An 18,322-nucleotide genomic window follows, 5' to 3' on the forward strand; every position below is an offset into this window, starting at 1 on the left:
CCCCCGCGAAACAGGTCAGTGCCCGATCGTGGGACGCCCGGCCCGGTGGCGCCGCACCGCGTACCGGGCGGCATGCCGGTGCCCCAGCCAGAACGGCATCCAGAAGAAATATCCGCCGATGTAGAAGGTCCCGCCCAACCAGGCCACGAGGGTGCCGCAGCCGTAGAAATCGCCGGGGCCGGTGACCATGTCGCTCCCGGGGACTCCGCCAGCGCGGACTCGATCCGCGCCAGCCAGTCGGCTGGCGGCACGGAGTCGGCGTCGAGACGGGCGATCACGTCACCGGATGCCGCATCCTAGCCGGCTGCCGCCGCCGGCCAGATGCCCCGCTGGGTCGCCCGCACGACCCGCGCACCCCCGAAGAGAGCGATCTCTGCCGAAGCATCCGTGCTCGCGTTGTCGACAACGATCGCCTCGTCGGGCACCCGCTGCTGCCGGGCTAAAGCCGCGAGGCAGGTTCGGAGAAGGGCGGCGTCGTTGTAGCAGGGGATCACGACCGAGATCGTCATCGTCGCTGCCTCCTTTCCCGCCCGCAGCGAGCTGTCGCATTGATCCTCCATCTGGCGGTCACGGTCAGATCGCGCGGCAATGCGTGGTGAGGAACCCGATCTTGTCGATGGTGATCGTGACCGTCGAGCCGTCGCGCAGGAACACCGGAGGTTTGCGGCTGTAGCCGGCGCCGCCCGGGCTGCCGGTGGAGATGAGCGTGCCCGGCAGCAGGGTCGAGGTTTTGGAGAGGTAGGAGATGATCTCGGCGACCGAGCGCACCATGTCGCCGCTCGAGGCGTCCTGCAGGATGCGGCCGTCGACGTGGGTGGTCAGCCACAGGTCCTGCGGGTCGGCGATCTGGTCTGCCGTGATGACGACCGGCCCGGTGGGCGTGAAACCGTCGAAGGACTTGCAGCGCGACCACTGCGCCTCGGAGAATTGCAGGTCGCGCGCCGTGATGTCGTTGACGACCGTGTAGCCGAAGACATGGTCGAGAGCGTCCGCCACCGACACGTGGTGTGCGGCCGTGCCGATGATCACGCCGAGCTCGGCCTCGTAGTCGACCTGGCTGGTCAGATCGGTCGGCCAGGTGATCGTGGACTCGTGCCCGGTGAGCGAGTTGGGCCAGAGCGAGAAAACGGTCGCGGCCGTTTCGACGCGCAGTTCCAGCTCGGAGGAGTGGGCGGCGTAGTTGGCGCCGATCGCGATGATCTGAGGCGGACGCAGCACGGCCGACGAGTAGCGCAGCTCGCCCAGCGGGGTGAGCGTTGCTCCCTGCGCGGCGGCGTTCTGGCTCAGGGCGCGCACCCGGTTGTACTCGTCAGTGTCCTTTTCTATCAGGTCCTGCAGATCGCGGGGGGCGTCGTCCATGATCTCGTCGAGGAACAGCGCTGCGTCGTCGAAGACGGCGGCGAGCCGCGGAGTGGATTGACCTTCAACTCTCAGGTGGGCGAATTTCACCTGTTCAGGCTATCTGGCCCGGGAGGGGTCGCGGTGCGCGGGGTAGCCGCGGCGCCTGCCGCGCGCCACAGGTGCATGCCGGCGTAGCTGCGCCACGGCGCCCAGGCGGCACCGTGGCGGGCGAGTTGCCGGGCCTCCGCGGGCAGGCCGAGCCGCCCGGCGCCCTGCAACAGGGCCAGGTCGCTGGTCAGCAGGATGTCCGGGCTGCCCAGCACGCGCAGGGCCACGTATCCGGCCGTCCACGGTCCGATCCCGGCCAGGGCGGTCAGACGGGACTCAAGATCCTCCCGGGTCTGCCCGTAGGAGAGCACCAGATCGCCGGAGCAGAGCGCCTCCGCCACGCCGATGATCGCGTCGATGCGCGCGGCCGGGCCGCGCAGCACGCCGCGGCCCTCGGTTGCGATCCGCTGGGCGGTGGGAAACAGCCGGGTCAGGGGAGCGGCGGTGGGGTCGTGGATGAAGGGGCGTTGGCTGGTGCCGGTGGTGGCGCTGGTGCCGCTGGTGCCGGTGGTGGCGCTGCTGTCGCTGTCCCCTGCACCCGGGTACACGTCGTCGCCGAGCGCAGCGGCGAGCCGGGTGAGTGCCGTTCGGGCGGAGGCCACCGAGACCTGCTGGCCGATGAGCGCGCGGAACAGGGTCTCCTCGGGGTCCACGCTGCCCGGCACGCGCATGCCGGGGGTGGCCGCGATTCCGGCCGCGAGTTGCGGGTCCCGCCCGAGCGCCAGGTCGATCGCCCGGGAGTCCGCGTCCAGGTCGAGCAGGCGCCGCACCCGGCTGACGAGCGGCGCGAGGTCGGCGAGGCTGGCCAGTCGGGCGCGGCAGGCGACGGCTGGCGCGGCCGCCGTTCCCGACAGGGTCAGTTCCACCGTCGCGGGTCCGTGTGGCAGGCGCAGCGTGCGCGCGTAACGGGCATCCGTCGCCTGTTCCACCCCCGCGAGGCCTCGCGCGGCAAGGAACCGCAGCACCCCCACCCCGTCGAACGGCGCGCGCGCCGGCAGCAGCAGGTCGATGCCCGTCCCGTCACCGACCCCGAAGCCGGCCTCACCGACCCCGCCGACGCCGAGGGGCTGGGCGCGGGGCTGGGCGCGGGGCTGGGCGCGGGCGGGACGGGCGCGGCGCAGCTCGGTGGGGGTGCGCTCGTAGACGACGGCGATGGTGTCGTTGAACTGGCGCACGCTGCCGAAACCGGCGGCGAATGCGACCTCGGTGATCGGGACATCCGTGCTCGCCAGCAGCACGCGGGCGGTCTGCGCGCGGTGCGCCCGGGCGAGCGCGAGCGGGCCGGCGCCCAGCTCGGTCACGAGCACGCGGGTCAGGTGCCGTTCGCTGTAGCCGAGGCGGCGGGCGAGGCCGGGCACGCCCTCCCGCTCAACCGTGCCGTCGCTGATCAGGCGCATGGCGCGGGCGGCGAGGTCGTCACGGATGTCCCAGTCCGGCGACCCGGGGACGGCATCAGGAAGGCAGCGTTTGCACGCCCGCAGGCCGGCCTCGTGCGCGGCCGCGCTGGTGAGATAGAACGACACATTGGCCGGCTTCGGTGTGGCCGCCGGGCAGCTGGGGCGGCAGTAGATTCCGGTGGAGTGCACGCCCGTGATGAACTGACCGTCGAAGCGGGAGTCTCGGGAGGACATGGCCCGGTAGCGCTCGAAGAAGACCGGATCGAGCCCGGCAGGAGGGATGGTCACCCGGCCAGCCTGCCACCGCGAGCCCGGGCGCACCAGCGGGAATCGGCCATCGCCGGTGCCGGCCGCAGCGGCCGCGGGCCATGCCGGCCTGTGTCCGGGCCTGCCCTCCGGCACCCGGCCCGGTACTCTGGGCGCATGACCGCATTGGAGCGTCTGCAGGCCGAACTCGGCACCCACGTCAGCGTCGATCCGCGCCGGCTCGCGGCCGTTCGGGGCGACAAATCGGGCTGGGTTGCCCCGGGGATGCCGCTGGCGGTCGTCTACGCCGCATCCGTCGACCAGGTGCAGGCCACGCTGCGCATCGCGACCGAGTTTCGCGTGCCGGTGATCACCCGCGGAGCCGGAACGGGCCTGGCCGGGGGAGCGTGCGGCACGGACGGCGCCATCGTGCTGAGCGTCGAGCGGATGAACCGTATCCTCGAGATCCGCCCGGAGGATGAACTGGCCGTGGTCGAGCCGGGCGTGCTCAACGGCGACCTCAACACGGCCCTCTCCGCGCACGGGCTGTGGTTCGCGCCGGACCCGGCAAGCCGGGCGATCTCCTCGGTCGGCGGCAACATCGCCACCAACGCGGGTGGGCTGCTCTGCGCGAAGTACGGCGTCACCCGGGAGGCGGTGCTGGCGTTGACGGTGGTGCTCGCCGACGGGAGCCTGCTGGAGACCGGGCACCGCACCGTCAAGGGCGTCACCGGCTACGATTTGACCGCCCTGCTCACCGGCTCGGAGGGCACCCTCGGCGTGATCGTCGAGGCCACCGTGCGGGCGCGCGCCATCACCCTGGGTGAGACCGTCACGATCGGCGCGACGTTCCCCGACGTGGCCCAGGCGGCCGCGGCATCCGGTCTCGTCACGGCGGCCCGGCTGCGCCCGGCCGTGATGGAACTCATCGACCCGGTGGCCCTGGCCCTGATCGCGGCGTACCTCGGGCCGAACCTGTTCGAGGGAGTTCCGACTAGGGGAGCGTTCCTGCTGGTGCAGACGGATGGGCCGGCGAGCCAGGCGGAGGCGGACCAGGCGGTGGCCGTGCTGCGGGCCGCGGGAGGGGAGGTGCGCGTCTCCACCGACGCCGAATCCGCCGATCGACTGCTGGCCGTGCGGCGGGCCGCGCATCCGGCGCTGGCCGCTCACGGCGAGGTCCTGATCGAGGATGTCTGCGTGCCCCGCTCCCGGCTGGCCGAGATGTTCGCGCGGATCGCTGAGATCAGCGCCCGCACGGGCCTGCCCATCCCCACGGTGGCCCACGCCGGAGACGGCAATCTGCACCCCAATTTCCTGATCCCGTTCGATCCGGCCCGGGGCGGCGCGGAGCCGGTCGTGCCGGAGGCGGTCTGGCTGGCGGCCGACGAGCTCTTCCGTGCCGCGCTCGAACTCGGCGGCACGCTCACCGGCGAGCACGGGGTCGGCGTGCTCAAGCGGCGCTGGCTGGCCGAGGAGCTTGGCGACACGGGCTTCGCCCTGCAGCGCCGGATCAAGGCGGCGTTCGACCCGTTGGGCATCCTCAACCCGGGCACCATGTTCGAGGCGTGAGCGCGCGGCTAGTCTGTTGGGCATGACCCACGAGCCGACCCCGGAGCACTCCGCCGCCGCCCCACACTCTCATCCGGCCGGAACCCAGCCCGCGGCCCAGCCTGCCTCGGTGCAGCCCGCGGCCCAGCCGGTGCAGCCCGTCTGGACCGCCCCCGTTCGTCGCACCCGGGCGGGCATCGTCACGCTCACGGTCACCGGCCTCGTCATCGGGGGCGCCGCGCTGCTGCTGGTGTTCGTCTACCTGGCCACCTTCCTCGGTGCCGGCACGCTGCTGGTCGGCCTCATCCTGGCACTCATCCCACTGATCGGGATTTTGCTCGCCGTGGGCTGGATCGATCGGTGGGAGCCCGAACCCCGCCCGGCCCTCTGGTTCGCGTTTCTCTGGGGCGCCGGCGTCTCCATCGTGACCGCGCTGCTCTTCGACCTGGGCGTGCAGCTGGCCCGGGCCGGCGCCGGGGCCACCGAAACGGATGACGGTTTCGCCGCCGCCGTCCTCCAGGCGCCCCTCGTCGAGGAGGCCGCCAAGGGCGCCGGGGTGCTGCTGCTCTTCTGGGTGCTGCGTCGGAGATTCGACGGCCCGGTCGATGGCGTGGTCTATGCCGCGACGGTCGCGGCCGGATTCGCCTTCACCGAGAACATCCAATACTTCGGTGTGGCGATGATGGAGGGTGGCTCCGAGAACCTGGGCTTCACGTTCCTGGTGCGGGGGGTGTTGTCGCCCTTCGCCCATGTCATGTTCACTGCCTGCATCGGCATTGCGTGCGGGCTGGCGGTCCGGTTCCGGCCGTTCCCGGCCTTCGCCACGATTCTGCTCGGATTCGTCTCGGCGATCTTCCTGCACTCCGTCTGGAACGGGGCGTTCTACCTGGTCGAGAGTGGCTCGCTGGTGGCGTACTACCTCGCCGTGCAGGTGCCTCTGTTCCTCGGCGCGATCATGGTTGTCGTGTTGCTGCGGCGCCAGGAAGAACGCGTCACCGTGCTCCGGCTGAGCGAGTATGCCGCGGCCGGCTGGTTCAGCCCGGCCGAGGTGGGTATGCTCGCCACCCGCGATGGCCGTCGGCAGGCTCGATCCTGGGCCGCGCGGCAGCCCCAAACCCGGAAGCGGGCCATGCACCACTTCATCCACAACTCCACCCGCCTGGCTTTCGCGCGACAGCGCATGGTGAACGGTACGGCCGCGAACGTCGACCGGGCCGACGAATCGGAGCTGCTGGGGCTGATCCAGCGCGACCGTGCCGGCGTGATCAACTGACTCTGATGCCCTGACGAACAAGGACTCGCCGCCCCGGTGGTGTGGCAGTGCCGACAACTCTCCCGGAGCGGCGAGTTCTGTTCCCATGGTGCGCCCGACGGCCGCGTTCGCGCAAGGGGGAATTTTTGGTGTGCGGGCGAGCGCGCAATCCGATTGGATAGAGGAATGACTGATCAAAACACCAAGCCCGAACTCGACGCTCCGGAGGGCCCCGCGCCTACCGAACTGACCATCACCGACATCGTGGTCGGCGAGGGAGCCGAAGCAACCCCCGGCGCCACCGTCAACGTGCACTACCTCGGCGTCGCCTATGACACCGGAGATGAATTCGACTCCTCCTGGAGCCGCGGGCAGTCGATCAACTTCCCGCTTGCTCAGCTCATCGCGGGCTGGCAGCAGGGCATCCCCGGCATGAAGGTCGGCGGACGCCGCAAGCTGGTCGTCCCTCCGCACCTGGCCTACGGACCGGCCGGCGGAGGACACCAGCTCTCCGGCCAGACCCTGATCTTCGTGATCGACCTGCTCGGAACCCGCTAGAAACCCGCAGTGCCGGAAGCACGTGCGAGTCGCTACGCGAGTCGCGCATTGCTACGAGTCGTGTTCGATTCGCACGTGCTTGATCCGGGAGGCGTGGCCGCGCACGATGGTCACCGCGCTCTTGGACACGCCGAAGTGCTTGGCCAGCAGCTTCACCAGCGCATCGTTGGCGGCACCCTCAACGGCCCGCTGCTGCAAGAACACGGTGAGCGCAGCATCCGTCGGAGCATGGGACGCGTCGTCGCCCGGCTCCCGGCCCGGCTCTCGGCCCGGCTCTCCCCCGGAGACCAGCGGTCCCTTCCGACTACCGGGCTTCACATGCACCGTCAGGTTCACCGTTCGCGTCACGCCGGTCCTCCGGGAATATAGTTTTCTTCACAACGCTAGTGGGCGGAGTCGTCTTCATGATCTCAATCGATAGTGCGCGGGCCCTGGCCGAAGCCGGTCTGCAGTGGCGTCCCGTCTCCGGTGACGCCTTCCGCATCGAGCGCTCCGGCTTCGAAAGCGACGTGTTCACGGTCAGTGACATGACGATCGAGCCGCACGAGTTCGACACGGGAACGATCCTCGGCTTCAACGGCACCACCGAGTGGGCCCTTGATTCACTGGCCCTCGAGGATGCCCTGTGGATGCCGCGTGAGGACCAGCTGCGCGACCTGTTGCGGAGCACCTTCCGTTCGCTCACCCGTCAGGGCGAGGACAGCTACCGGGTGACGGTGGCGCTGAACGGGGCGCCGGAATTCTTCGACGCCGCCGACCCCGCGGATGCCTACGGCAACGCGCTCCTGCGTCTGATCAGCCTGTCCGCCGACTCCCTCGCCTGACACCCACCCTCTCGCCGGCTCCGCCGGTGGTCGAGCCCGTCGAGACCCGGTGCGTCGACCTCCAGAGGTTCGCCCGGGGCATCCGTTGCGGTCGAAGTCGCCAGCCTCGGAGATTTTCGCGACACGACGGGCACCCCAGGCCATCACAACCGGCGTTTCCCGAAAATCTCCGAGTTCACGAGACACGGATGCGTGCTGCACGCCCATTGACGGATGCCCGCTGCGGGCCCGGCGACGGCTGCTTCTACTCCTCCACAATAAGGGTTTGATCAAGTTATCCACGGGGCGCTGACGGGTGCCGATCTGGAGCATGGAATGTCAGTGGTCAGCCGTAACGTGTGTCTCATGAAGCCCTCCTACAGTGAGCGGCGAGAACGCCTGGGTCGTCACTTCGACGCCATCCGGGAGACCCAGGCGGACGCCGCCCGGGTTGACGCCCGCCTGGCCGAACAGGTCGATCAGGCCCGCCGGTTCGCCGAAGCCCTGGCCCGAAACGCGGCCCGGGCAGCCAAGGACAAGGCCAGGGAGGGACCCCCGGCAGTGGCCGGGGTCGCGACCGGGATGCCCCGCACCCGGTGGCACGCTGCACAGGTCGCCGAACGCGAGTTCGTGACCGAACTGTCCTGCACCCTGCGGCTGCCGGTGCGCTCGACCGAAACCCTGATCGCCGAGAGCCGCACCCTGATAAATGAACTGCCCGGCACCCGGGCCGCCCTGCAGGACGGGTCGATCACCTACCGGCATGCGCAGGCGATCATGAACCAGGCCTGGTCGCTCCACGCCGAGGCCCTGGCCGGGTTCGAGGAGACCCTGCTGAAGTCGGCCCCGCACCTGACGGTGGCCAACCTGAAGAACGAGGCCCGGATCATGCGGGAACGGCTGCACCCGGGGTCGATCGCGGCCCGGTACCAGAAGTCGGTGGCGGACCGGACGGTGATCTTCGAGCCCGAGGCCGACGGGATGGCATCCCGCTCCTGGTAGGACTCGGCGGAGAAAGTGAAGGCCGGCTACGACCGCCTCACCGTGATGGGGATGAGCCTGCAGGGCCCGAACGACACCCATACGCTGACCCAGCTTCGGGCGGACGTGTTCGAAGACCTCATCCTCGACGGGGTTACCGCATCGGGGGTCGGCCAGGGCATCCGCGGCTCGGTGCACGTCACCGTCCCGGTGATGACACTCCTCGGCCACCCCGAGCAACCCAGCCACTTCGAAGGGTCCGGGCCGATCGACCCCGATACCGCACGCAAGATTGCGGCCGGGACGCCCGGCTTCATCCGAATCCTGACCCATCCGGAGACCGGGGTGGTGCTCTCGATCGGGCGCACGTTCATCAGTCGGGGACCGACGTCAGGCCAGCCAGGTCGCCGTCATCCGCTGCACGACTCCGCCGTCGAGGTCGGCGAGCTTGGCCGCCACGAACTGGCGCGCCGCCTCCGATGTCTGCACCCGAAACGGTGGGCGGTCGCCGTCGAGCAGGGCGGCGACGATCTCGCCGGCGCTCCGGGCCGACTGGGCCGAGCCGAAGGATGACGCCGCCCGGGCCAGGTACGCCTCCAGTGCCGCGGCGTACGGGTCGTTGGCCAAGCCGGATTGGTTGAGGTCCCGGCCGACGTTGGCGACGAACGAGGATGTCACGGCGCCGGGTTCGACTACCGTCACCGACACACCGGCCGTGGCGGCCACCGGGGCCAGGCTCTCCATGAATCCCTCCACCGCGAACTTCGCCGCACAATACGCCTCGTTGAAGGGCTGGCCGATGGCTCCACCCACGCTCGAGACGGTGATCAGCCGGCCCGTGCTGCCCCGGAGAAGGGGGAGCGCGGCCCGTGTGAGGGCAACCACCCCGAAGAAGTTCACCTCCATCACGGCGCGAACGTCATCGACCGTTGAGTTCTCGATGGTGCCGAGCCTCCCCGACCCGGCGTTGTTGATGAGCGCGTCGAGCCGGCCGTGCCGGTCGATGGTCCCGGCCACGGCATCCGTGGCCGCGTGCGGTTCGGTCACGTCCAGGCGACGGATGTCGAGACTCACCTCCGCGTCGGTGGCCGCGTCCCGCAGAGCGCGGGCGCCTTCGAGGTTGCGCATGGTGGCTACCACCGTGTGGCCGGCGCGAGCCGCGGCGATGGCGGCGTGGAGTCCGATACCGGAGGAGGTCCCCGTGATCAGAACGACGCTGGAGTCCGGTGCGTGAGTCACGCTTCTAGTACCGGTCGGGTTCCGGGCCGAGCTGGAACCGGCGGCCTGTGATCCTGGTCGGCGTTATCTCGACGTAGATGTACTTCAGGGTCGGGATGAGCGGGCGCAGCGGCAATTGATCCGCGGCCTCGATCTCGGCCTGCTTGTCGAGAACTCGGGCCTCGCCTCGCGCCACGACGCTCCACGCCTCGCTGCGACCGATGCCGTCGATCTCGAAGGCGACCCGGTTGTTCACCGTGAGCTCGAGGAGCTTCGTACCCTCGGCCGTGCGGAAAACGAGCCGCCGGTCTGCGGAGACGAAGTTCACCGGGTAAATGTCCGGCTCACCGGAAATGCTCATCGCGAGTCTTCCGAAACTGGACGAGATCAGAAGATCCCAGCAGTCGTCCTCGCTGAGGTTCTGAACCGGATACAGGTCGTTGGTTTCCATGACTCATAGTCCCACGCGGTCCGGCCCGGCGCGAGCAGGTGCCGGCAACGAAAAACGCGCCCACCGTTCCCCGAGGGGCGGTAGGCGCGTTTCGGTCTGACAGCGAGTCGGATCAGTCCCGACGGAGGCGTACGACGGTGCGTCGAAGCGCGAGGAGCGCGCCGAGTCCCAGCAGCAGGGCGCCTGCAGCCGCGGAGATCAGCAGGGAGGCCGAGTCGACGCCGGTCGCGGCCAGCTCGGGAGCGGCCGTGATCGTGTCGGCGGCGACCGGGAGGGCCGTCTCGGTCGGGGTCGGTGTCTCGGTCGGTGTCGGTGTCTGCGTCGGCGTGACCTCGGCTGCATGCACGATCGTGTTGAGCTCGGTCGCGCACTCCACGGTCGAGCCACCGCCGTTGCTGGAGTAGTTGCACTGGTTGACAGTGATGGGCACGTCGGTCGTCACCGTCGCCGAGGGATTCACCCGGCAGAGCACATCGGCGCCTCCGCCGTTCCCGGCGTTGTTGCACTGGGTGACGGTCGCGTCGGTGGTGTTCTCAAGCGGCACGCAGTCGAGTGCCGTGCTGGCTCCGGAGCCGACGCACTGGTTGACCGTGGCGGGGGATGCCGTGGTCGCACCGGTGATGTGGTTGTTCACGGTCACCGTGCAGATGGTGTTACCGCCGCCGACGTTGATTGAGCCGTTGCACTGGGTGATCGTGTGGATCAGCTTCGAAGAGTTCACGACCGTCGCTGCGGGGGGCTGCACCTCGGTGTTCGCCGCGTGGATGCTGACGACGGTGCTGGTGGTCGAACTGGTCGCGCCGGTGGCAAGATTGAGATAATTGTCGACCGTGACGCTGCATTCGACGGCGCCGGTGCCGCCGCCGACTCCGGCGACATCGTTACACTGTTCGACGGTGCCGTCGACCGGAGCAGCCGAAGCGGAAACCGCCGGCGAAGCGGTCAGGACGAAGGCCGCGAGGAAAAGGCCGAGGGCCAGAACAAGCGAACGGTTCAGTGCAGAAGCACTGAAGAAAGAACGTGAAGTTTTAACAGCCAGCAGATTTGCGATGGAGGCCCCCTTAGTTGGTCTACTCTAACAGGGGATTCTCAGGCCAGGACAACGGAGAACGGGTCAGTGCCCTTCGTTCACGCCTCTGACCCGGTCAATAAGATCTTTCCACGGCCCAGAGACCTGCTGCTCGCTGAGCACGACCTCGTGGGGTGCGCAACGGATGCGGTAGACGTAGCGGTCCGGCTGCGGAGCCGTCGCGGATACCTCGTCCCAGGGCAGCCCACGAAGAAGTTCCGCCCAGGCGGACCGGTCGGGTTGTTCCTCCACCTGGACCTCCCAGGTGGTTCGGATGCCGGCGAAGCCACCGCTGCGCGAAACGACGACCTTCATGAGGCCGATATTACTCCGGCCGTGGGGCAGGAACGACGGTGGCGCGACCGACGCCGGTCCCTGGGCCAGTGCCGGACCGGGGCCGGGATCCGGTGCCGAGCCCGCCGCCGAGGCCGACGGCGGTCCAGCCGGCGATCACGGCCTCGTGTTCTCGGGAACCGGCGCCGTGGCGCGTGACCGCTGCCCGCGAGGTCGCCCGCGCGAACCCGGCGAAGTCCACGGTGCGGCCCAGCGTGCCGGAGGTGAGGGTGTCGAACCAGATCTGGCCGGCCGTCTCCCAGGCGTTTCCGCCGAGAGCTGTGGCCACGAGGTAGAACGCCCGGTTCGGAATGCCCGAGTTCAAGTGCACCCCGCCATTGTCGTCTTCGGTTTCGATGTAGCCGGTCATGTCCGCGGGCTGGGGGTCCTTGCCGAGAGCATCGTCGTTGTAGGCGGTGCCGGGAGCCTTCAGCGAGCGCAGCGCGACCCCCTGCACCTGGTCGGTGAAGAGACCTTCGCCGATCAACCAGCCGGCCTCGGCGGCTGACTGGCCCAGGGAGCGCTGCTCCACCAGCGAGCCGAACACGTCCGACAGGGACTCGTTTATCGCACCTGATTGTCCCTCATAGGTGAGGTTGGCCGTGAATTGGGTCACCCCGTGCGTGAGCTCATGCCCGATCACCGTCAGCGACGCGGTGAAACGGTTGAAGACCAGGCCGTCGCCATCGCCGAACACCATGCGCTCGCCGTCCCAGAACGCATTGTCGTAGTTGCGGCCGTAGTGCACGGTCGCCTCCAGCGACACACCGCGGTCATCGATCGAGTCGCGCTCGAACACGTTCCAGAACAGGGAATGCGTGTCTCCGAGCCCCGCCCAGGCCTCATTGACCGCGAGATCGGCCCCGGCGGGCTGGCCCTCGCGGCGGACCAGCCGGCCCGGCAGTCGTTCCAGGCCGCCGGCATCCGACACGGCCCGGTCCACGTGCCCGCGCACCCGGGCGGCCGCTCCGCCGCGCACACCGGAGTGGACCGACGACGACGGCGTCGGATGCGCCGCCGCGCGCAGTTCCCGGATCGGCACGTCCCGCATCAGAGACCGTCTGGCTGCCTCGGCCGCGGCCGCGAGCCGGGGATCGTCGACCCGCGCCAGCCGCACCAGCAGATACGGCGGCACGATAGTGCACCGGGAGAAGCCGTGCGATGAGCCTGTCATGGGTCGAGTGTGGCACTCGGCGGTGACACGCACCACAGAAATTCCTGATTAGCCCGTGTGCCGCGACCCTGAGACCCGAGAGAAGGCCCGCGGCGGCATCCGGAACGTGGGCCGGGTGCCGCCACGGGGGTCTGGTGTCATCAGCGGCCGACCCGCTGCCTGAGAAATCAGGAACGCCGCTCGAGTACCATTAATAGCACCGTGCGCGCCGGGCGAGAAGGTGCCGGTGGGAGGCCTTCCGTAGACTCTCAGCATGCGCTTCGGAATCGTCATTCTCCCGCAGGAATCGTGGCCGGAGGCCCGCCGTCGCTGGCAGGGCGCTGAGCAGCTCGGCTTCGACCACGCCTGGACCTACGACCACCTGTCCTGGCGGTCGTTGGCCGACCAGCCCTGGCATGCGACCGTCCCGACGCTGACTGCCGCGGCGGTCGTCACCTCGCGGATCCGGCTGGGTACCTTCGTCTCATCACCGAACTTCCGGCATCCGGTGACCTTCGCCAAGGAGATCGCCACCCTCGACGACATTGCCGGCGGGCGATTCCTGCTCGGGGTGGGCTCAGGCGGTACCGGGTTCGACGCCACCGTGCTCGGGCAGCCCGAGTACACCCCGAAGCAGCGGTCCGAGCGCTTCGCCGCGTTCGTCACGGCCCTCGACCGGCTGCTGCGCCACGAGGAACCGGGCAGCGGCGGCATCAGCTTCGAGGGGGAGTGGGCGAGGGCGGTCGGCGCGCGAATGGTCGGTGTGCCGGCCCAGGAGCCGCGGGTTCCGTTCGTCATCGCCGCGAACGGGCCCAAAGGGCTGCGCCTCGTCACGACGTTCGGTTCCGGCTGGGTGACGACGGGAGCGGACGGCGTCGTGGGCGAGGACTGGTGGGCGGCGGTAGCCGGCCTCATGCACCGGCTGGAGGACACGGCAGTCGTCGCGGGCAGGGACCCGGCCACCATCGACCGTTACCTGTCTCTCGACAGCGGCGGCTGCTTCTCCCTGCAGAGCATCGGAGCGTTCGAGGATGCCGTAGGTCGGGCCGGCGAACTCGGCTTCACCGACGTGATCAGCCACTGGCCGCGAGCGGCCGGCATCTACGCCGGAACGGAGGCCGTTCTGCACCGGGCTGCGGCCGTGATCAGCCGGCAGCGCGCCCGGGCCGGAAAATAGTTTGAGAAGAACCGACCCCGCAGAGCCGGCGCAGAAAAGCTAACATAAACGATTCCCAAAGCAGTCCTAGCTGCCCTCGTGCGCGGTGCAGGGAAGCACTGAGCCTCGCACGGAGGGTTACGTCCCCGTGAGTGGTGTGGTTTCCCGCTCTTGAGTGTTGCTTCGTCAACGTGAAGAGCCACCGTGGGATGGTCAGTGAGTACCGATCAAAGAACTCACAAAGGACACCACACGATGGCTCTAGACCAGTCTGCCCTGCTCGACCTGCTGGGAGAACTCAAACTCACCGATGTCACCGACCGAATCCGCGTCGCGACCGAAACTCTCTACCAAGAACTGATCGATGCGGAGGCGACCGCGTTCATCGGCGCAGCCCCGTTCGAGCGCTCGGGCGACCGCACCACCCACCGCAACGGCACCCGGCCGCGGACGTTGACGACGACGGCCGGGGACCTCGACCTGAAGATCCCGAAGCTGCGCGCCGGCTCCTTCTTCCCGGCGCTGTTGGAGCGGCGCCGCCGGGTCGACCAGGCGTTGTTCGCGGTCGTGATGGAGGCCTACGTTCACGGTGTATCGACCCGGAAGGTCGACGACCTGGTCAAGGCCCTCGGAGCGGACACGGGGATCTCGAAGTCGGAAGTGTCCCGGATCTGCGCGGGCCTGGATGCCGAGGTGGCCGAGTTTCGCGACCGCACCCTCGCCGCCCAAGACTTCCCCTACGTCTTCCTCGACGCGACCTACTGCAAGGCCCGCGTCGGCCACCGGATCGTGTCCCAGGCCATCGTCGTCGCGGTCGGGGTGGCTGCCGACGGACGCCGTGAAGTCCTGGGTTTCGACGTTGGTGACAGCGAGAACGAGGGCTTCTGGACCAGCTTCCTGCGGTCGTTGAAGACTCGCGGCCTCGACGGGGTCAAGCTGGTCATGTCTGACGCTCACACCGGCTTGAAGAAGGCCATCGGGACCGTGTTCCAGGGCGCCGGCTGGCAGCGCTGCCGGGTGCATTTCATGCGCAACGTCCTCGCCGTGGTCCCGAAGGGATCGCAGGACATGGTCGCCTCGATCATCCGCACCATCTTCGCCCAGCCCGACCGCGAGCACATCGAGAAACAGTTCCGTGAGGTGACCACGATGCTCTCCCGCTCGCACCCGAAGGTCGCCGCGATGCTCGTCGACGCGCAACCCGACCTCCTCGCCTTCGCCGGCTTCCCGAGGCGGCACTGGCGCCAGATCTGGTCCACGAACCCGCTCGAACAGGTCAACAAAGAGATCAAACGCCGCACCGACGTCGTCGGCGTGTTCCCCAACACCGCGGCCCTGCTGCGCCTGGCCGGGTCGGTGTTGATCGAGCAGCACGACGAGTGGAAAGCCGGCGAAAGACGCTACTTCTCCGAGGCCTCGATGTTCGAGCTGGCCGTCATGAACAACCCCATCGAGGTCCTCGACGAGGCGGTGATCCTCCCCGAACTCGCCGCCGCCTAAACTAGAACCACTGACCTGCATGGTGTTGAGAAATTCCACCACTCAGCGGGACGTGACCCTCTCTTCAGGAAACGTAACGCAGTTTTCGCAGTTGACTCGGGCTTTCCCTAGCTGCCTCACGGTGAGCACAGCGAAGTGGTCAGCGAATGGCCGAGTCTGGGCTTCGAGTTTCCGACGAAGGCCCGACCTTCGTTATCACGCCGATTCTCAGGCATTGCTGCACGGTCAGGGTCCGACCCAGAGCTTGCGCGGGTCTGTTGGCTTCCGTCCAGACGACCAAGATCTGCGCGGTGAAAGTTCCATGTTGCAATGCCCTTCAAGTGCGCCGGTGAAGCGATTCGCACGATGGTCTCAATGGCGCCCCACCAGCGATCCGCGTTTGGTGCGGCATCGCAGAAACATGCCTCTGGCTTAGATCGGCACTATTGATCCTGTTCTGGGTCCGCGTGGACACGCGACGTCGGTTTGGTGGCTGGGCGAAACACGATCGCGACGATCAAAATAACAATTAGAGGCAGCAACGCAGCAGACGAAATGATGATTCCAGAGGGTTGGCCCCTGTCACAATCGCTTTCAAGGCCAGCAGCACTGAGCGGAAACGCGCCCACGACAACGAATGGCAGCAGACAGATCACGAGTACCGGCACGGTGAAGAAGGTGGCGATCGATATCCCGCGGGCGGCTGGCTGGCCACGAGTGATTCTCCGCGCAGCAATCCAGAGCAAGAATCCCGCAGATCCCAGAATGGCTGCGATTGGCACAGAAGTACGAGCCTCTTCAAGTTGCACCCAGCATTTCGCCGCCCGCGAGGCAGGCGAAAGCAATGCCCAGCTTGCGAAATAGGAAGATACGAACGCGACACCAACGAGGATTCCGGCGACGACGCTGAATCGCGAGCGAGCGTCCACTTTTGGGTCCGTCACTTCACGACGTTAGGTGCCGAAGCTCGAACTGACGCCGAGAGGTTCGTGGTGGTCCCCGGCGTGCCCGGCGTGAGTGCGATGAACCCTGCGTGCACTGGTAGGACTCCTCCTGAGGTTTCGATCCGGACTCTAACGTGTTCGTTCCACTCGCCTGCAACGCCAACTCCACTCTGGAGTGACGAAATGAAGCTTCGTTTCACTCATTTCGATAGAAGTCCAAGACGATTCCTTCCGGCCCTTGGACCAGTACCGAGGTCGTCCCCCAATCGGTAGTGACGGGTCCGAGGAGAATCTCAACGCCGTTTGCTCGCGCATTTTGGGCAGCGAGCTCCACATCCACTGTCTCAAAATGCAGAATGACACCTTCTGCGCGCCGCATAGGGATAAGCGCGGTAGTGGAAAACATGAGCGCCGTAGCCCCTATCGAAACCCGAGCAAAACCGTCGTCCAAGACATCTGGGTCAACGTTCAGGAGCTTGCTCACCAGGAGAGCCGACGACTTAACGTCAGAAACGATTAGGTCGATTTGATTGAGGTTCACAGTTCCTCCATGGCCGCTGACGCATTGGCTCTACTCTTCCGATCCTGCATCACGACGACAGTGATAAACCGAGGTCGACTTCCACAGGGCCTTGCCGACAAGCGCTGGCTGCGGCCAGCCTAGCCGTCAGCGGCGCCCAACCCGGGAATTGCCCGTCCCCAGCTCCGGCGTTCGGTGCGAGCTCGAATTCCCCGACACCCCCCGCCTAAGCCTCGATCCACCGGTCAGCCTGGCTGATCCGGGTCACCGGCGTTTGATCTGAGGTTTCTGGTGGTGGGCATGGCGGTGCGGCCGGCCTTGCTGCCGGTGGTGTTCCTGGTTTGGTTGCGCCGTGGGGCTGGGTGGTCAGATGGTGGCTGTTCGTGGCGGGCCGCAGGCCGCCGCGAACAGGGCTGTCCATCCGGTTTCCCAGGGCCAGCTGGCCGGGAGATGCAGGACGTGTTTCCGGGCCGAGGTCGAGATACGGGCCGGAATCTGAATCAGTTTGCGGCGGATGGTTTCGGTGCGTGCCTTGCGGAGGGTGCTGCCGGCGATGGTGCCGGCGGCGCGGGCGAGGTTGAACGCGATCGTGGCCAGCACCAGCCAGGCGGCGTTGGCGGTGAATTTCCCGGAGGGCAGGTGCGCCAGCGCACTGTCTTTGAGGTCGGCGTTGACCTGCTCGATGATCGCGTGTTGCCGGTGGGTTTTGTCTGCGGTGACGGTGTCCAGGGTGCTGGTGGTGAAGAACGCGTGGAACCGGTGCGTGTCGAAGAGGGTGGGTTGTCCGGCGCCTTCGAACGGGTTCAGTTCCGGGATCCGCCGCACGACCAACCGTCCCGTGATGCGTTCGCTGATCTTCCTCGAGCTGAACGCGGTGAACGGCACCTCGGCGACCTCGGCGGAGGAAATCCAGGTGCCGGTGGTCTCGTCCCGGATCGCGTCGGTGTAATCAATCGTCGTCCAGGCGTCATCAGGGATCGTGGCGATAGCGCGTTTCACGGTCGGATCCATGCGGGCGGTGATGGAGACTTTCGCGCCGGCCCGGTGCGCGGCCGAGACCACAGCATGGCCATAGAACGCGCTGTCGGCGCGCAGCAGCACCAGCCCGGACGCGGTCCCTGAGCGCAACCGTGTCACGGTCGCCAGGACATCGGCCACGAACTTCCCCGCCCCGCGCGGGGACCCGGCGGCGCCTTTCCGGAGCCGGGCGCCGATGATGGCCGGCGCGGCAGATGTAGTCGAGACGATTCCGATCAACGCGTTTAGCCCGCGCACTCCGGAGTATCCGTAGCCGGAGCCCTGTTTCTTGTAACCGTGGACTTCTTTGATGGTGTCGTCGATATCGACCAGGGCGTAGTCATCGATCCCGGCTACGATCGGTGCGACCTGGGCGACGTTGACCAGCCACCGCCTGGCGACTGCGTCGAGCTGGCGGACGTGGCCGAAAGTGAACGCACGCAGGAACGAGCCCAGAGTGGAGGGTGCGTAGGTGCCGACGAAGAGTTTCTTCATCCCGCCGTGCCGGAGCAGGGCCATATCGTCGATGGAATCGGCGCTGGCGCGCATCCCTGCGACCAAAGCGGTGACCTTTAACCCGGCGTTTGCACCGAAGTAGCCGGGCAACGTCAACCACCGATTAGCCAGCTCGGCCAGACCCGTCGAGACCGCCAAGGCCATCGCCGGAATGAGCCCGGCAGCCGACACGAGATTGGTGTCGTCGAAGGTCGCTGACAGGGACGTGGATCTATGGAACAGTTGCATCTAC

General features: G+C 67.8%; 21 protein-coding genes. 8 read left to right on the plus strand and 13 right to left on the minus strand.

What is annotated here, in order from left to right:
• Positions 1–15: 15 nt before the first annotated feature.
• The 4 genes from CXY79_RS16490 to CXY79_RS10470 form a co-directional block, all read right to left on the minus strand.
• Entirely contained in the window at positions 16–189 is a 174-nt protein-coding gene (locus CXY79_RS16490) for a hypothetical protein (RefSeq protein WP_233191410.1), read from the minus strand.
• Between the two features lie 107 nt (positions 190–296).
• Positions 297–509 (minus strand): glycosyltransferase family 2 protein, encoded by a 213-nt coding sequence (locus CXY79_RS16495; RefSeq protein ID WP_134511274.1) that lies wholly within the window; start codon positions 507–509, stop codon positions 297–299.
• A gap of 64 nt (positions 510–573) precedes the next feature.
• Positions 574–1,449, minus strand: a complete 876-nt coding sequence (locus CXY79_RS10465; RefSeq protein WP_233191411.1) for a fumarylacetoacetate hydrolase family protein — start codon at positions 1,447–1,449, stop codon at positions 574–576.
• A complete protein-coding gene (locus CXY79_RS10470) occupies positions 1,446–3,080 on the minus strand; it encodes an AlkA N-terminal domain-containing protein (protein ID WP_104101282.1) in 1,635 nt (544 codons plus the stop codon). The genes CXY79_RS10465 and CXY79_RS10470 overlap by 4 nt, the downstream gene beginning before the upstream one ends.
• A 189-nt stretch (positions 3,081–3,269) precedes the next feature.
• On the opposite strand from CXY79_RS10470, the gene CXY79_RS10475 reads away from it, so the two are divergent.
• The 3 genes from CXY79_RS10475 (at position 3,270) to CXY79_RS10485 (ending at position 6,450) form a co-directional block, all read left to right on the plus strand.
• Complete coding sequence (locus CXY79_RS10475) at positions 3,270–4,661, plus strand: FAD-binding oxidoreductase (RefSeq protein ID WP_104101076.1); 1,392 nt, start codon at positions 3,270–3,272, stop codon at positions 4,659–4,661.
• A 22-nt stretch (positions 4,662–4,683) separates the two neighbouring features.
• Complete coding sequence (locus CXY79_RS10480; RefSeq protein WP_104101077.1) at positions 4,684–5,913, plus strand: PrsW family intramembrane metalloprotease; 1,230 nt, start codon at positions 4,684–4,686, stop codon at positions 5,911–5,913.
• A 165-nt stretch (positions 5,914–6,078) separates the two neighbouring features.
• Entirely contained in the window at positions 6,079–6,450 is a 372-nt protein-coding gene (locus tag CXY79_RS10485; protein WP_104101078.1) for an FKBP-type peptidyl-prolyl cis-trans isomerase, read from the plus strand.
• A 51-nt stretch (positions 6,451–6,501) separates the two neighbouring features.
• Here the strand turns inward: CXY79_RS10485 and CXY79_RS10490 are convergent, their stop codons facing one another.
• Positions 6,502–6,798 (minus strand): DUF167 domain-containing protein, encoded by a 297-nt coding sequence (locus CXY79_RS10490; protein ID WP_233191412.1) that lies wholly within the window; start codon positions 6,796–6,798, stop codon positions 6,502–6,504.
• Between the two features lie 56 nt (positions 6,799–6,854).
• On the opposite strand from CXY79_RS10490, the gene CXY79_RS10495 reads away from it, so the two are divergent.
• Both CXY79_RS10495 and CXY79_RS10500 read left to right on the plus strand, forming a co-directional pair.
• Positions 6,855–7,274 (plus strand): hypothetical protein, encoded by a 420-nt coding sequence (locus tag CXY79_RS10495; protein ID WP_104101079.1) that lies wholly within the window; start codon positions 6,855–6,857, stop codon positions 7,272–7,274.
• A 345-nt stretch (positions 7,275–7,619) separates the two neighbouring features.
• Positions 7,620–8,255 carry a DUF222 domain-containing protein gene (locus tag CXY79_RS10500; RefSeq protein WP_104101080.1) on the plus strand — a complete coding sequence of 212 codons (636 nt, stop codon included), beginning with the start codon at positions 7,620–7,622 and terminating at the stop codon, positions 8,253–8,255.
• A 369-nt stretch (positions 8,256–8,624) separates the two neighbouring features.
• On the opposite strand, the gene CXY79_RS10505 is transcribed toward CXY79_RS10500, so the two are convergent.
• The 3 genes from CXY79_RS10505 to CXY79_RS15690 form a co-directional block, all read right to left on the minus strand.
• Positions 8,625–9,473: an SDR family NAD(P)-dependent oxidoreductase gene (locus tag CXY79_RS10505; protein ID WP_104101081.1), complete on the minus strand. Its 849-nt coding sequence runs from the start codon at positions 9,471–9,473 to the stop codon at positions 8,625–8,627.
• Positions 9,474–9,477: 4 nt separating this feature from the next.
• A complete protein-coding gene (locus tag CXY79_RS10510; protein WP_104101082.1) occupies positions 9,478–9,903 on the minus strand; it encodes a pyridoxamine 5'-phosphate oxidase family protein in 426 nt (141 codons plus the stop codon).
• A gap of 112 nt (positions 9,904–10,015) precedes the next feature.
• A complete protein-coding gene (locus CXY79_RS15690; protein WP_146068127.1) occupies positions 10,016–10,333 on the minus strand; it encodes an LPXTG cell wall anchor domain-containing protein in 318 nt (105 codons plus the stop codon).
• Here CXY79_RS15690 and CXY79_RS15695 point away from each other — a divergent pair.
• Complete coding sequence (locus CXY79_RS15695) at positions 10,326–10,724, plus strand: hypothetical protein (RefSeq protein ID WP_134342059.1); 399 nt, start codon at positions 10,326–10,328, stop codon at positions 10,722–10,724. The two genes, CXY79_RS15690 and CXY79_RS15695, sit on opposite strands and share 8 nt — an antisense overlap.
• A 293-nt stretch (positions 10,725–11,017) precedes the next feature.
• Here CXY79_RS15695 and CXY79_RS10525 read toward each other — a convergent pair whose 3' ends face one another.
• Positions 11,018–11,287: a protealysin inhibitor emfourin gene (locus CXY79_RS10525; protein WP_104101085.1), complete on the minus strand. Its 270-nt coding sequence runs from the start codon at positions 11,285–11,287 to the stop codon at positions 11,018–11,020.
• A gap of 10 nt (positions 11,288–11,297) precedes the next feature.
• Complete coding sequence (locus CXY79_RS10530; protein ID WP_104101287.1) at positions 11,298–12,479, minus strand: M4 family metallopeptidase; 1,182 nt, start codon at positions 12,477–12,479, stop codon at positions 11,298–11,300.
• A gap of 253 nt (positions 12,480–12,732) precedes the next feature.
• Between CXY79_RS10530 and CXY79_RS10535 the strand changes: the two genes are divergently transcribed.
• Both CXY79_RS10535 and CXY79_RS10540 read left to right on the plus strand, forming a co-directional pair.
• Positions 12,733–13,635, plus strand: coding sequence for an LLM class flavin-dependent oxidoreductase (locus CXY79_RS10535; protein WP_104101086.1), 903 nt, complete (start codon positions 12,733–12,735; stop codon positions 13,633–13,635).
• A gap of 234 nt (positions 13,636–13,869) precedes the next feature.
• Positions 13,870–15,114, plus strand: a complete 1,245-nt coding sequence (locus CXY79_RS10540) for an IS256 family transposase (protein WP_104101087.1) — start codon at positions 13,870–13,872, stop codon at positions 15,112–15,114.
• Between the two features lie 422 nt (positions 15,115–15,536).
• On the opposite strand, the gene CXY79_RS15700 is transcribed toward CXY79_RS10540, so the two are convergent.
• From CXY79_RS15700 to CXY79_RS10550, 3 genes are all read right to left on the minus strand, one after another.
• Positions 15,537–16,037 (minus strand): hypothetical protein, encoded by a 501-nt coding sequence (locus CXY79_RS15700; protein WP_134421081.1) that lies wholly within the window; start codon positions 16,035–16,037, stop codon positions 15,537–15,539.
• A gap of 196 nt (positions 16,038–16,233) precedes the next feature.
• The gene (locus CXY79_RS10545) at positions 16,234–16,578 is read right to left on the minus strand and encodes a glyoxalase/bleomycin resistance/extradiol dioxygenase family protein (RefSeq protein WP_104101088.1); all 345 of its coding nucleotides are present in this window, start codon (positions 16,576–16,578) and stop codon (positions 16,234–16,236) included.
• Positions 16,579–16,923: 345 nt separating this feature from the next.
• Positions 16,924–18,318: an IS1380 family transposase gene (locus CXY79_RS10550; protein WP_104101089.1), complete on the minus strand. Its 1,395-nt coding sequence runs from the start codon at positions 18,316–18,318 to the stop codon at positions 16,924–16,926.
• Between the last annotated feature and the right edge of the window lie 4 nt (positions 18,319–18,322).

Source organism: Cryobacterium sp. M96, from assembly GCF_002929845.1.
GTDB classification, from domain to species: domain Bacteria; phylum Actinomycetota; class Actinomycetes; order Actinomycetales; family Microbacteriaceae; genus Cryobacterium; species Cryobacterium sandaracinum.

What these genes read in the sequence shown, in the direction of transcription:
- CXY79_RS10530 (WP_104101287.1), bottom strand. Translation starts at nt 12,479, where the DNA reads ATGACAGGCTCATCGCACGGCTTCTCCCGGTGCACTATCGTGCCGCCG.
- CXY79_RS10510 (WP_104101082.1), bottom strand. Translation starts at nt 9,903, where the DNA reads ATGGAAACCAACGACCTGTATCCGGTTCAGAACCTCAGCGAGGACGAC.
- CXY79_RS10525 (WP_104101085.1), bottom strand. Translation starts at nt 11,287, where the DNA reads ATGAAGGTCGTCGTTTCGCGCAGCGGTGGCTTCGCCGGCATCCGAACC.
- CXY79_RS10500 (WP_104101080.1), top strand. Translation starts at nt 7,620, where the DNA reads ATGAAGCCCTCCTACAGTGAGCGGCGAGAACGCCTGGGTCGTCACTTC.
- CXY79_RS16490 (WP_233191410.1), bottom strand. Translation starts at nt 189, where the DNA reads ATGGTCACCGGCCCCGGCGATTTCTACGGCTGCGGCACCCTCGTGGCC.
- CXY79_RS10475 (WP_104101076.1), top strand. Translation starts at nt 3,270, where the DNA reads ATGACCGCATTGGAGCGTCTGCAGGCCGAACTCGGCACCCACGTCAGC.
- CXY79_RS10540 (WP_104101087.1), top strand. Translation starts at nt 13,870, where the DNA reads ATGGCTCTAGACCAGTCTGCCCTGCTCGACCTGCTGGGAGAACTCAAA.
- CXY79_RS10480 (WP_104101077.1), top strand. Translation starts at nt 4,684, where the DNA reads ATGACCCACGAGCCGACCCCGGAGCACTCCGCCGCCGCCCCACACTCT.
- CXY79_RS15695 (WP_134342059.1), top strand. Translation starts at nt 10,326, where the DNA reads ATGGGCACGTCGGTCGTCACCGTCGCCGAGGGATTCACCCGGCAGAGC.
- CXY79_RS10485 (WP_104101078.1), top strand. Translation starts at nt 6,079, where the DNA reads ATGACTGATCAAAACACCAAGCCCGAACTCGACGCTCCGGAGGGCCCC.
- CXY79_RS10495 (WP_104101079.1), top strand. Translation starts at nt 6,855, where the DNA reads ATGATCTCAATCGATAGTGCGCGGGCCCTGGCCGAAGCCGGTCTGCAG.
- CXY79_RS10535 (WP_104101086.1), top strand. Translation starts at nt 12,733, where the DNA reads ATGCGCTTCGGAATCGTCATTCTCCCGCAGGAATCGTGGCCGGAGGCC.
- CXY79_RS10470 (WP_104101282.1), bottom strand. Translation starts at nt 3,080, where the DNA reads ATGTCCTCCCGAGACTCCCGCTTCGACGGTCAGTTCATCACGGGCGTG.
- CXY79_RS10550 (WP_104101089.1), bottom strand. Translation starts at nt 18,318, where the DNA reads ATGCAACTGTTCCATAGATCCACGTCCCTGTCAGCGACCTTCGACGAC.
- CXY79_RS16495 (WP_134511274.1), bottom strand. Translation starts at nt 509, where the DNA reads ATGACGATCTCGGTCGTGATCCCCTGCTACAACGACGCCGCCCTTCTC.